The 465-nt window shown below is 63.0% G+C and carries 1 protein-coding gene; it reads right to left on the bottom strand.

The genetic code is table 11. The annotated features are described in order from the left end of the window. On the bottom strand, positions 1-465 hold a 465-nt coding region (locus JWG43_RS20775; RefSeq protein WP_205244324.1), incomplete at both ends, for an AAA family ATPase.

Here is a 465-nt window from a genome sequence, read left to right as displayed (position 1 = left end):
GACGTATTCACGCCCCGTCGCCTTGGCGATGGACTTGGCCAGCGAGGTCTTGCCGACGCCGGGAGGGCCGACGAGGCACAGGATCGGACCCTTCAGGCTGCCGGTGCGGGCCTGGACCGCCAGATACTCGATGATCCGTTCCTTGACCTTCTCCAGGCCGAAGTGATCCTCTTCCAGGATGTCCTCAGCCTTGGCCAGATCGATCGGCTTCTGCTTGGCCTTGCCCCACGGCACGGACAGCAGCCAGTCGAGATAGTTGCGCACGACGGTCGACTCCGCCGACATCGGGCTCATGTTGCGCAGCTTCTTGACCTCAGCCTCGGCCTTGGTCCGCGCTTCCTTGGACAGGCGCGTCTTACGGATGCGCTTCTCCAGATCCATGATCTCGTCGCGCGCATCGTCGGTCTCGCCCAGCTCGCGCTGGATCGCCTTCATCTGCTCGTTCAGATAATATTCGCGCTGGGT

Source organism: Desulfobulbus alkaliphilus (genome assembly GCF_016918545.1).
GTDB lineage: Bacteria > Desulfobacterota > Desulfobulbia > Desulfobulbales > Desulfobulbaceae > Desulfobulbus > Desulfobulbus alkaliphilus.
The sequence above is the reverse complement of the archived record's forward strand: the minus strand, read 5'-3'. Positions and strand labels throughout refer to the sequence as shown.